A 10,271-nucleotide genomic window follows, 5' to 3' on the forward strand; every position below is an offset into this window, starting at 1 on the left:
AGGGGGTAGAAGGTATGGGGAAAATACATTATGTCGTGATGTTTTTATTTAGTGTATTGTTTGTTTGGGCGTTTTTGCACGTCACACAATCGGTTGATAAACAAAAATATGTTGAGATTACTGTGTCAGCTGGTGATACGTTATGGAAGCTTGCGGACAAATACAAACATGAACATCAATTGTCCCATGAACAATTCATTCAATGGGTGATGTCAGTAAACAACCGTTCAGACGAACGATTAATCATTGGTGAGAAAATTGTCATTCCTGTGTTAAAATCAAATAGCGAAAATCGGCTTGTTGCGAATAGACCGTAAAGAAAGGGATGACGAATGAACGCCATTATTTATTGTCGTGTAAGTACAACGAAAGAAACGCAAGAAACATCGTTACAAAGACAAAAAGAAGAGTTAGAACAGCTTGCGGCGGAATACGAAATGAATGTTGTCAAAATTATTCAAGAGCAAGCAAGTGGCTACGACATCGAACGGGAAGGGATTATGGAGTTGCTTGATACGATCAAGCAACATCGCATTGATGTCGTTCTCGTACAAGATGAGACAAGACTTGGACGTGGGAATGCAAAAATTGCTCTCCTTCGTTGTTTACAAAAAGAAGGTATTCGGGTGTATACGGTGAGCCATCGAGGGGAGCTTCAGCTATCAGAAGCGGATTCGATGGTGTTAGAAATCATTAGCATTGTAGAAGAGTATCAAAGGAAAATACATAATTTAAAAATTAAACGTGGGATGCAGCGAGCTGTTCAAAACGGCTATCGACCAGAAAACAATTTGCGCAACGTAGGTGAACACGCTGGACGTGATCGAAAAGATGTACCAATTGAAGACATTATTCGGTTGCGTCAAAATCGCTTAACGTTCGCTGAGATTGCTGCAACGCTTCGTTCGTTTGGTTATGATGTATCAAAAGCGACCGTGCATCGACGATACAAAGAATATGAGCAACTTGTCAACAATGAAAAATTTTTGTATGATGGTACGGACGAGAAGTAAATACAAAAGGATGAGGCTAAATGTTATCTTCTGAGAAAATAGCAAGAATTAATGCGTTAGCTAAAAAAGCAAAAATGGAAGGTCTTACGGCTGAAGAAAAACAAGAACAGCTTCAACTTCGCACAGAGTATATTGCTGCGTTTCGTGCGTCGATGATCGAAACATTGCATCACGTAAAAGTCATTGATCCAAACGGAAATGATGTCACTCCAAAAAAATTAAAAGATAGTAAGAAAAAACGAATGCATTAATATGCGCATGATGGAGAACATACTGATAGATGTTCTCTTTTTTTCGTCAGTTTGTCAAAAAAAATGTTGTGAAGCATTGTACATTTTACGAACTTTTCTATATCATAAAAGGTGAGAATGTTTGCAAATGAAAGGATGAAGATGATGACACACTCTATTGAACAATTATCGATTGCAGCGATTCGTACGTTGTCGATTGATGCAATTGAAAAAGCAAATTCAGGTCACCCAGGAATGCCGATGGGGGCTGCGCCAATGGCGTATACATTATGGACGAAGTTTATGAACCATAATCCGCGCAATCCAAAATGGTTCAATCGCGATCGTTTTGTATTATCAGCAGGACACGGTTCGATGCTACTGTATAGTTTGCTTCATTTAAGCGGTTATGACGTCACAATGGAAGACATTAAACAGTTTCGCCAATGGGGGAGTAAAACACCAGGCCATCCGGAATATGGTCATACACCAGGTGTAGAAGCAACAACAGGACCGCTTGGACAAGGAATTGCGATGGCTGTCGGAATGGCGATGGCGGAACGTCATTTAGCAGCTACATACAACAAAGACCAGTTCGAAATGATTAACCACTTTACATATGCGATTTGTGGTGACGGCGACTTAATGGAAGGAGTTTCTGCAGAAGCTGCTTCGTTAGCTGGTCATTTAAAACTTGGACGCCTCATCGTTCTTTATGATTCGAATGATATTTCACTTGATGGCGAATTGAATCTTTCTTTCTCAGAAAGTGTAGAACAACGGTTCAAAGCGTACGGATGGCAATACATTCGTGTAGAAGACGGCAATAACATTGAAGAAATTGCTCAAGCGATTGCTGAAGCTCAAAAAGATTTACAACGCCCGACATTAATTGAAGTGAAAACAACGATCGGTTATGGCTCACCAAACAAAGCAGGAACAGCCGATGTGCACGGTGCTCCGCTTGGGAAAGATGAAATTAAGTTAACGAAAGAAGCGTATAATTGGACGTTTGAAGAAGACTTTTACGTTCCAGATGAAGTGTATGCTCATTTTGAAAAAGTAGTAAAAGAAGCAGGAGAGAAAAAAGAAGCGGAATGGAACGCTTTATTTGCTGAATATGAGAAGGCGTATCCAGACTTAGCAAAACAATTACGCATGGCGATTGATGGTAAACTTCCTGAAGGCTGGGAAAAAGCATTGCCGGTATATGCAGAAGGAAAAAGTTTAGCAACACGCGCTTCTTCTGGGGAAGTATTGAATGCCATCGCCAAAGTTGTACCGCAATTTTTAGGTGGGTCTGCGGACTTAGCTGGTTCAAACAAAACGTTAATTAAAGGGGCAGGAGACTTCTTGCCAAGTAGCTATGAAGGTCGCAACATTTGGTTTGGTGTCCGTGAATTTGCGATGGGGGCTGCGCTAAATGGCATGGCGCTTCACGGTGGTGTGAAAGTGTACGGCGGTACGTTCTTTGTCTTTTCAGACTATTTACGTCCAGCCATTCGACTTGCTGCGCTGATGGGATTGCCTGTCACATATGTATTTACGCATGATAGCATCGCTGTCGGTGAAGATGGTCCAACGCATGAGCCAATTGAACAACTTGCCTCCTTACGAGCAATGCCAAATGTATGTGTTATTCGTCCGGCAGATGCAAATGAGACAGCTGCTGCATGGCGCTTGGCTGTGGAATCTACAGATCGTCCGACTGCTCTTGTGTTGACACGTCAAAACCTTCCTACGCTAGCGACGACAGCTGAGCGCGCTTATGAAGGGGTGAAAAAAGGAGCATATGTTGTTTCTGAAGCCAAAGGAGAAGTACAAGCATTATTGTTAGCATCCGGTTCAGAAGTTAGCTTAGCTGTAGAAGCACAGAAAGCGTTAGCAAATGAAGGGATCCATGTTTCAGTTGTAAGCATGCCTTCATGGGATCGTTTTGAAGCGCAAACAGCTGATTACAAAGAAAGTGTGATTCCGAAACATGTGAAAAAACGCCTTGCAATTGAAATGGGCGCATCTCTTGGTTGGGAGCGATATACAGGAGATGAAGGAGATATTTTAGCGATTGATCGCTTCGGGGCTTCTGCACCTGGAGAAAAAATTATGCAAGAATATGGATTTACAGTGGAAAATGTCGTTGCACGTGTCAAAGCATTACTAAATAAATAATAAAACGGGGAGCGCATCTCCCCGTTTTATTATCGAATAAAGATTTTTTACTGAACATATTGTACAAACCGTCATTGTTTAGTATAGTGTAATGTAGACAACATGAAGGAGGAAAAAATATGTGGGAAATGATTTTAGTAGGCATTGTAGCGCTTGCTGCCGGCGTTGCGCTCGGATTTTTTATTGCGCGTAAAACAATGATGAACTACTTGAAGAAAAATCCACCGATTAATGAACAAATGATTCGAATGATGATGATGCAAATGGGCATGACTCCATCGCAAAAGAAAATCAATCAAATGATGAAAGCAATGAACAACCAATTAAAATAAAAGGCAAGGCACTCAGCAACGAGTGTCTTTTTTAGCACAGAAAGAAGCTGTTGCTCATATTTGTATTTTTTTGATAAAATATAGGCAAATGAAGAAGAAATGGAGTGTCAATCATATGGACATTCAACTGTTTGTCGCGTTTGGGGCGGGTGTACTTTCGTTTATTTCCCCGTGCTGTTTGCCGCTTTATCCAGCTTTTTTATCATATATCACAGGAATGTCGGTTAGTGATTTAAAATCTGATTATGCGTTGTTGCAAAGAAGAAGTTTGTTACATACGTTATTTTTTTTGCTCGGATTTTCATTTATTTTTATTGCTATCGGTTTTGGTACGTCGATGCTCGGACAATTTTTCCATACATACCAAGATCTCATTCGTCAAATTGGTGCAATATTGATGGTGTTTTTTGGGTTTGTGATTATCGGAATTTTTAAACCGAAGTTTTTAATGACTGATCGTCGTTTATCCTTTCAACATCGTCCATCTGGTTACATCGGTTCTTTTCTTATTGGCATGGCATTTGCTGCTGGTTGGACGCCATGTACGGGTCCAATTTTAGTATCCGTTATCGCTTTAGCAGCGACAAATCCGAGTTTAGGTGTTGTTTATATGGCAGCCTATTCACTTGGCTTTGCTTTGCCATTTTTGCTTTTGTCTTTTTTTATCGGAAAAATGGGGTGGATTCGAAAACATCATGTTAAGTTAATGAAAATCGGTGGATATGTCATGGTAGGGATGGGTGTCGTATTATTTTTTGATTGGATGACGAAAATTACAATTTATATGACAAATATATTTGGTGGTTTTACAGGTTTTTAGTTTTTAAAGGTGTGGAGGGGAAGGAAATGGCGAGAATTTTAATTGTGGATGATGCGAAGTTTATGCGCATAACGTTAGCCAATATTTTAAAAAAAGCAAATCATGAAGTTGTTGGGGAAGCGGAAAATGGGAAAGAAGCTGTTGATTTTTACATGGAATTGAAGCCGGACGTTGTGACGCTTGATATTACGATGCCGGTGATGAGCGGACTTGAAGCAGTGAGGGAAATTAAGCAACGCGATCCGCATGCAAAAATTATTATGTGCTCAGCTATGGGACAACAAAAGATGGTCGTTGAAGCCATTGAAGCAGGGGCGCTTGATTTTATCGTAAAACCATTTGATGAAAGCCGTGTGATTGAAGCGATTCAACGTGTGTTGCAGTAAAAAAGAGAGGGAGATTCACTTTGGCCATTTTTAGTTCGGTATTCGCTGTATTGATGGCTGGATTTGCGTTTTTTATTCGAATGAAAGCAGCAGAAAAACCGACAAACGCAAAAAAAATTATATTACCGCCTATTTTTATGAGCACAGGTGCATTGATGTTTGTGCATCCGACGTTTCGGGTAACGGCGCTTGAATGTGGAGAGGCCATTTTCATCGGGGCACTTTTTTCTATTTTGTTAATTAAAACATCTTCGTTTGAAGTTCGAGGCAATGAAATTTATTTACAACGCTCAAAAGCGTTCGTTTTTATTTTTGTTGGTTTAATTGTATTACGCTTAGCTCTAAAAACATATTTAAGCCGTACCATTGAGTACGGAGAGCTTGCCGGAATGTTTTGGATCCTCGCTTTTTCGATGATTGTTCCTTGGCGAGTAGCGATGTATGCATCATATCGTCGTCTTCAACGCGAAATAACAGAAAAAAGCTAATCAACGAAGGGTGATTAGCTTTTTTTCGTTAGCAGATGTTCGTATTTTGCAAAATCAATTTGTTTTTCCCGAAGAGCTTTAATTAAAAATTTATGGTCGCGTTTTGGTGTGGCGAGAATATAGCCACGAACAACTAAATCTTCTGTAATCCGATTCGCTTTTTCTTGTAACGCCAACTCTCCGATTTTACCAGCGATTTTTTGACGGGCTACATCCCGAAACAGTTCAGGAACAGGACGAACTAAATCCTCGAGCAACGCTTTTTCTTTTTCAGACCATAAATGGCGTGTTTGTTCAATGTAATATTGCTGCCAATCTAATTCGGATTTCCCATCTTCTTTCGGCAGCCGTTTTAAAAATTTCCGGAACATAAAAAAGCCACCGATCGACATCGTAACAAGGAGAAAAACGACCCAAAATAAAATAAACCATAAAAACCAACCTGTTAGCATACATTCCACCTCAACGTTTATTATGTAAAAAAATAAGAGCGGAATCAAGAAAAAGAGCTGACGTTGCGTCAGCTCTTTCACATATCGTGACTGGAGTTATGCTTTTGACGGGTATGATTTTGATTTTTTACTTTTTTCGATCCGCTAAGTGGTTCTGGTTGTCCTGGGTTATCTCCTTTTGGAGCATTTTTTCGCATATCTTTGCTTGTATTTTTGTTCATACCATACACTCCTTTCCTTCATATGATGGCATGGTAGATGAGATTTATGCATATTTCGCTCATGAATAGGCACGATAAATATTAAAAAGAGAGGAAGTGAATGAGATGCCTTATCATAAAAATAAGCAACAAGCGTTTGAAGCTGCCCAACAAGGAACAATGGAGGCGAAAGAACGGTACGATCATCTTGTGAAAAGTGATGCAGATTATGGAAGTCAATTGCATCATTTAAAACAAGAAGTAAACGAAGCGTTTGAGCAAATTAATAATGCGCTTGAAGTAGCTTCTGAAAAACAGCGAAAACAGCTTGAACAATTTCGCGATGATTTGCAAGCGATTGTAGAGGAAGTAAATATGTATGAATAATCCCGCTTCAAGCGGGATTATTGATTTTTCTTACGTTTTTTATTATTTTGTTTTTGAGCTTCAGTAAGTGGTTCATTAGAGAGTTCTTCATTGTAACCTGCGCCTTTTCCTTGAGCGCTTGCATCATTCATGCCCGGAATGACATGATTTGCTTTTCTTTTTACCATCTTTTTTCACCTCCTACAACTATTGTTGGAAAGAGAGCAAAAAAATATGCATTTATCTGAAACTTATAAACAATTATTATTTACTTATGTAGAGCATTGTATTAAGATAAAAGCGTAGGAATTTTGTGGGTTTGGGAGAAGATGACTTGTTAGAAGGGGGTAATACATAATGGTGAAAAATGATGTATTTCAAGCGCGTTCTACATTTGAAGTAAACGGGAAAACATATCATTATTATCGCTTACAAGCGCTTGAAGAAGCGGGAATTGGAAACGTATCACGTCTTCCGTATTCGATTAAAGTACTTCTTGAATCAGTACTTCGTCAAGTTGATGGACGTGTCATTACAAGAGAGCATGTTGAAAATTTAGCGAAATGGGGAACGAGCGAACTAAAAGATGTAGATGTTCCATTTAAACCATCTCGCGTTATTTTGCAAGACTTTACAGGTGTTCCTGCTGTCGTTGATTTAGCTTCGATGCGCAAAGCGATGGCGGACATTGGTGGAGATCCGTATGAAATCAACCCCGAAATTCCTGTCGATCTTGTCATTGATCACTCTGTTCAAGTTGATAAAGCTGGAACAGAAGATGCGCTCGAGTACAATATGAATTTAGAGTTTGAGCGTAATGCAGAACGCTACAAGTTTTTGAAATGGGCACAAAAAGCGTTCAGCAATTATCGTGCTGTCCCACCAGCAACAGGTATTGTGCATCAAGTAAACTTAGAGTATTTAGCGAATGTGGTACATGTCGTTGAAGGAGAGAACGGTGAATATGAAGCGTTCCCGGACACGCTTGTAGGTACAGACTCTCACACGACAATGATTAACGGCATTGGCGTGCTCGGTTGGGGTGTTGGTGGTATTGAAGCGGAAGCAGGTATGCTTGGACAACCTTCTTACTTCCCAGTACCAGAAGTCATCGGTGTACGTTTAACAGGAAAGTTACCAAACGGTACAACAGCAACAGATCTTGCGTTAAAAGTGACACAAGTACTCCGGAAAAAAGGGGTCGTCGGCAAGTTTGTTGAATTTTTCGGTCCAGGTGTGGCAACATTACCTTTAGCTGACCGTGCCACAGTAGCAAACATGGCGCCTGAGTATGGTGCAACGTGCGGCTTCTTCCCAGTTGATGCAGAAGCGCTTGATTACTTGCGTTTAACAGGCCGTGATGAGCAGCATGTTCAAGTTGTTGAAGCATATTGCAAAGCTAACGGTTTGTTCTATACACCAGATGCGCAGGAGCCTGTATTTACAGATGTTGTTGAAATTAACTTATCAGAAATTGAACCGAATCTTTCTGGACCAAAACGTCCACAAGATTTAATTCCGCTTTCAAAAATGAAAGAATCGTTCCGTCAAGCGGTAGTTTCTCCACAAGGAAACCAAGGCTTTGGCTTGACAGAAGCGGATTTTGATAAAGAAATGACAGTAACGTTAAACGGCGAAGAAATGAAAATGAAAACAGGTGCGATCGCGATCGCTGCGATTACAAGCTGTACGAACACATCGAACCCATATGTGTTAATTGGAGCAGGTTTAGTCGCGAAAAAAGCAGTGGAAAAAGGATTAAAAGTTCCAAAATACGTAAAAACATCGCTTGCACCTGGTTCAAAAGTCGTCACAGGATACTTAAAAGATTCAGGACTCCTTCCTTATTTAGAGCAAATTGGATTTAATATCGTTGGTTACGGTTGTACGACATGTATCGGTAACTCTGGTCCACTTGCTCCAGAGCTTGAAAAAGCAATTGCAGAAAATGATTTGCTTGTGACGAGTGTATTATCGGGTAACCGAAACTTTGAAGGACGCATTCATCCGCTCGTCAAAGGTAACTATTTAGCATCACCGCCGCTCGTTGTGGCATATGCACTTGCTGGAACGGTTGATATCGATTTATTAAATGAGCCGATCGGTAAAGACCAAAACGGAAATGACGTGTACTTTAATGATATTTGGCCGTCTACAGAAGAAGTGAAAGAAGTCGTAAAACAAGCGGTGACACCGGAATTGTTCCGCAAAGAATACGAGCGAGTATTCGACGATAACGCTCGTTGGAATGCGATTGAAACGACGGACGAGCCACTTTATCAATGGGACGAACATTCAACGTATATCCAAAACCCACCATTCTTTGAAGGATTATCGCCAGAAGTGGAAGAAGTAAAACCACTTACTGGATTACGAGTGGTTGGTAAATTTGGTGATTCTGTCACAACAGACCATATTTCTCCAGCTGGATCGATCGGTGTAAATACACCAGCAGGACAATACTTAATTTCTAAAGGTGTTGATCCGAAAGATTTTAACTCGTATGGTTCTCGTCGTGGTAACCATGAAGTAATGATGCGAGGTACGTTTGCTAACATTCGTATTCGTAACCAAATTGCACCAGGTACAGAAGGTGGCTATACGACATATTGGCCAACAGGCGAAGTCATGTCGATTTACGATGCTTGCATGAAGTATAAACAAGATGGTACAGGTCTTGTTGTCATTGCAGGAAAAGATTACGGTATGGGAAGTTCACGCGACTGGGCAGCAAAAGGAACATATTTACTTGGCATTAAAACAGTCATCGCTGAAAGCTTTGAGCGTATTCATCGTTCAAACCTTGTGCTTATGGGTGTGTTACCACTTCAATTTAAAGAAGGGGAAAATGCGGAAACGCTTGGATTAACGGGTAAAGAAGTATTTGAAGTGCACATCGATGAACATGTAAAACCGCGCGATTATGTAAAAGTAACAGCGACAGACGAACAAGGAAACAAAAAGGAATTTGAAGTGCTTGTACGCTTTGATAGCGAAGTAGAAATTGACTACTATCGCCATGGCGGTATTTTACCGATGGTATTACGCGAAAAATTAAAACGATAAGAAGAGAGCAGACCGCTCTCTTCTTTATTTTTTGTTCGTTTTTTTCGCCGCATTTTCTAATGCACTTTTTGGCTCAGGTGTAAATGTAGCATCATATCCTTGTGGATTGACGCTTGGAGCGTTTTGGCCGCGATTTCTTCCATTATTTTTGCTCATTACGTCCACCTCCTGTGCATATTGTATCCGTCTTTTCGAAAAATATATACAAGGAGGCAAGGATATGAATCGAGCCATTCAAACAGCATTATGTACAATTGCGTTAGCCCAATTTTTAAAAATTCCATTGGCGAAAAGAAAAACGAAAAAATGGGATTGGTCACTCTTTTTTGAAACAGGTGGTATGCCAAGTTCCCATTCCGCAGGAGTTGCTTCACTTGCCACATATGTTGCTTTAAAAAGGGGAGTGCAGAGCATAGATTTTGCCCTTGCAGCTATTTTTGGCTTAATTGTTATGGCTCTTCACCACAAGTTGTACTTGATCATTTAAGATCGGTGTGCATATAGAAAATAGGGGTACAAAAAATGCGAATTTTCCTGTATGGTAAAGGTGACCAAACCAAACCATTGGAGGAAAATTCGCATGTACTCTCAGTTTATCAAAGAACTCATCGATTTACCAGATGTTTTGATTCAAAAGGTGCGAAAAGAAGGAGATCGTTGGATTTTCGAACTTTCTCTACCTGAACAATGCCCGTTATGTCCTGTCTGCTTGAAACGCACGATCAAAATGACAGGAAAAAAGAAGCAAT

The 10,271-nt window shown here is 40.2% G+C and carries 14 protein-coding genes and 2 pseudogenes; 12 read left to right on the forward strand and 4 right to left on the reverse strand.

The window, feature by feature from the left end; genetic code table 11:
- Nucleotides 1–14: 14 nt before the first annotated feature.
- The 8 genes from yneA to JV16_RS02250 all read left to right on the forward strand — a co-directional run bounded on the left by yneA (nt 15) and on the right by JV16_RS02250 (nt 5,438).
- Nucleotides 15–317: a cell division suppressor protein YneA gene (gene yneA / locus JV16_RS02215; protein WP_021094622.1), complete on the forward strand. Its 303-nt coding sequence runs from the start codon at nt 15–17 to the stop codon at nt 315–317.
- Nucleotides 318–332: 15 nt separating this feature from the next.
- The gene (locus tag JV16_RS02220) at nt 333–1,013 is read left to right on the forward strand and encodes a YneB family resolvase-like protein (protein WP_021094623.1); all 681 of its coding nucleotides are present in this window, start codon (nt 333–335) and stop codon (nt 1,011–1,013) included.
- 20 nt (nt 1,014–1,033) lie between these two features.
- Nucleotides 1,034–1,264, forward strand: coding sequence for a DUF896 domain-containing protein (locus tag JV16_RS02225; RefSeq protein ID WP_021094624.1), 231 nt, complete (start codon nt 1,034–1,036; stop codon nt 1,262–1,264).
- Nucleotides 1,265–1,408: 144 nt separating this feature from the next.
- Nucleotides 1,409–3,412: a transketolase gene (gene tkt, locus JV16_RS02230; protein WP_035063123.1), complete on the forward strand. Its 2,004-nt coding sequence runs from the start codon at nt 1,409–1,411 to the stop codon at nt 3,410–3,412.
- Nucleotides 3,413–3,531: 119 nt separating this feature from the next.
- Nucleotides 3,532–3,744 carry a YneF family protein gene (locus JV16_RS02235; RefSeq protein ID WP_003398951.1) on the forward strand — a complete coding sequence of 71 codons (213 nt, stop codon included), beginning with the start codon at nt 3,532–3,534 and terminating at the stop codon, nt 3,742–3,744.
- Between the two features lie 115 nt (nt 3,745–3,859).
- Nucleotides 3,860–4,564 carry a cytochrome c biogenesis CcdA family protein gene (locus tag JV16_RS02240; RefSeq protein ID WP_021094626.1) on the forward strand — a complete coding sequence of 235 codons (705 nt, stop codon included), beginning with the start codon at nt 3,860–3,862 and terminating at the stop codon, nt 4,562–4,564.
- Nucleotides 4,565–4,590: 26 nt separating this feature from the next.
- Nucleotides 4,591–4,950 carry a response regulator gene (locus JV16_RS02245; protein ID WP_021094627.1) on the forward strand — a complete coding sequence of 120 codons (360 nt, stop codon included), beginning with the start codon at nt 4,591–4,593 and terminating at the stop codon, nt 4,948–4,950.
- A gap of 20 nt (nt 4,951–4,970) precedes the next feature.
- On the forward strand, nt 4,971–5,438 hold the full coding sequence (locus JV16_RS02250) for a CcdC family protein (RefSeq protein ID WP_021094628.1): 468 nt from the start codon (nt 4,971–4,973) through the stop codon (nt 5,436–5,438).
- 14 nt (nt 5,439–5,452) lie between these two features.
- Here JV16_RS02250 and JV16_RS02255 read toward each other — a convergent pair whose 3' ends face one another.
- Together JV16_RS02255 and JV16_RS02260 are read right to left on the reverse strand one after the other, a co-directional pair.
- Nucleotides 5,453–5,890 carry a DUF2621 domain-containing protein gene (locus JV16_RS02255; RefSeq protein WP_021094629.1) on the reverse strand — a complete coding sequence of 146 codons (438 nt, stop codon included), beginning with the start codon at nt 5,888–5,890 and terminating at the stop codon, nt 5,453–5,455.
- A 77-nt stretch (nt 5,891–5,967) separates the two neighbouring features.
- A complete protein-coding gene (locus JV16_RS02260; protein WP_006318326.1) occupies nt 5,968–6,111 on the reverse strand; it encodes a small acid-soluble spore protein P in 144 nt (47 codons plus the stop codon).
- 105 nt (nt 6,112–6,216) lie between these two features.
- Between JV16_RS02260 and JV16_RS02265 the strand changes: the two genes are divergently transcribed.
- Entirely contained in the window at nt 6,217–6,477 is a 261-nt protein-coding gene (locus JV16_RS02265) for a hypothetical protein (protein ID WP_021094630.1), read from the forward strand.
- A 17-nt stretch (nt 6,478–6,494) separates the two neighbouring features.
- On the opposite strand, the gene sspO is transcribed toward JV16_RS02265, so the two are convergent.
- Entirely contained in the window at nt 6,495–6,644 is a 150-nt protein-coding gene (gene sspO, locus JV16_RS02270; protein ID WP_004890592.1) for a small acid-soluble spore protein O, read from the reverse strand.
- A gap of 169 nt (nt 6,645–6,813) precedes the next feature.
- Between sspO and acnA the strand changes: the two genes are divergently transcribed.
- On the forward strand, nt 6,814–9,522 hold the full coding sequence (gene acnA, locus JV16_RS02275; protein WP_042534007.1) for an aconitate hydratase AcnA: 2,709 nt from the start codon (nt 6,814–6,816) through the stop codon (nt 9,520–9,522).
- Between the two features lie 24 nt (nt 9,523–9,546).
- Here the strand turns inward: acnA and JV16_RS02280 are convergent, their stop codons facing one another.
- Nucleotides 9,547–9,678 carry a Small acid-soluble spore protein gene (locus tag JV16_RS02280; RefSeq protein ID WP_021094632.1) on the reverse strand — a complete coding sequence of 44 codons (132 nt, stop codon included), beginning with the start codon at nt 9,676–9,678 and terminating at the stop codon, nt 9,547–9,549.
- 64 nt (nt 9,679–9,742) lie between these two features.
- On the opposite strand from JV16_RS02280, the pseudogene JV16_RS02285 reads away from it, so the two are divergent.
- Nucleotides 9,743–9,976: pseudogene (locus JV16_RS02285) on the forward strand (divergent PAP2 family protein); the annotation flags it as partial.
- Nucleotides 9,977–10,102: 126 nt separating this feature from the next.
- Nucleotides 10,103–10,271, forward strand: a pseudogene (locus tag JV16_RS15900) (ISL3 family transposase); the annotation flags it as partial.

The sequence above is a fragment of the Anoxybacillus ayderensis genome, from assembly GCF_000833605.1.
Lineage (GTDB): Bacteria > Bacillota > Bacilli > Bacillales > Anoxybacillaceae > Anoxybacillus > Anoxybacillus ayderensis.